1 protein-coding gene is annotated in these 1,199 nt (G+C 65.0%); it reads right to left on the reverse strand.

Annotated features, from left to right (window positions below):
• Positions 1–1,154: IS5 family transposase (locus AC0L3D_RS36685; protein WP_473647532.1), on the reverse strand; the 1,154-nt coding region annotated here is incomplete at its 3' end.
• Positions 1,155–1,199: the final 45 nt, after the last annotated feature.

The following is a 1,199-nucleotide window of genomic DNA, read 5'->3' on the forward strand; positions in this document are numbered from 1 at the left end:
TCGACCGCCGACCGCCGCCGCATCTGGCGCTTGATGGCTGGGGTGACGCGGCGCTTCTGGCCGGCGGTGAAGACCCTGAACTTGTGGCTCTGCGGTGCGTTGTGGCCGCGATAGCCGGCATCGGCGAGGATGCGGCCGATCTCGTTGCCGATGGTCTTTTCCATGTCGGGGATGACGCTTGCCAGCGTGTGGCCGTCATAGGGATTGCCGGGCAGTGCTTTTGCATGCAGGGCGAACTGGCCACCCTTGGAACGCTTCAGCGTGGTGGCCACCGACACCTTCACCCCGAACTCGTAGGGCATATGCGCCTTGCCCTTGCCGATGCATTCTACCTCGTGTGCGTGCAGGCTGTAGATCTTGCGGCCGCGCTGGCGCTGGCGTTGCTCGAGAACGGTGGCCGCCTGGTAGAGCGGCCATTTGAAGAGCGCGTCCAGCCCCGCATCGCCGGCGATCTGGCGAGAGATGTCGCGAATGGTCCGGCCGAGATAGGTCTTGAGCCTGCGCAGCGCCTTGTTCGCCCGCTTGAACTGCTTGGCGTGGGCATAGCGCTGATGGCTGATCAGCGCCAGCTTGCCGACCCGCATATAGCTCTGGCGCAAATGGAGCCCCTTCCTCTTGGCCAGCCGCACCAGCCGTTCGCGCGCCCGGTGGATGAGCTTGGCGTCGGTCGGGAACATGACGTTCTTCGGCTGCACGGTCGTGTCGACGATGACCTGGCGCGTGTCGGCCGGCTTCATCGCCCCGGTCTTGATCGCAAGGCTGAGGCTCTCCTGCAACAGCGCCACGATCCGCTCCTCGCCCATACGGCTGCGCCAACGCGTCATCGAGGAGCGGTCAAACGGCAGCGTATGGCAAAAGAACGTCTCGCCGGTGACATACTGGAAGTAAGGGTTCTCCACCCAGCGCTCGCACAGCACCTCATCCGACAGGTTGAAGGTGTGCTTGAGGATCGCCAGCCCCGCCATCAGCCGGATCGGCAGCGGCGGCATGCCGGGGCCGTCCGAATAGACGGCGCCGCAACGCTCCTCCAGCACCGGCCAGTCGATCGCCTGCGCCAGCCGCACCAGCTCGTGCTTCATGTTGATGATCTGATCGAGCCTGGAGCGGAACAGATCCTGCTCTCCCGTCTCGCGCTTCTCGCGTGGCTTGGACATTCGCCGTCCCCTCGATTCGCCGCCGCCGAACCGAGTGAATCACGC

The sequence above is a fragment of the Mesorhizobium sp. WSM4837 genome (assembly GCF_055811435.1).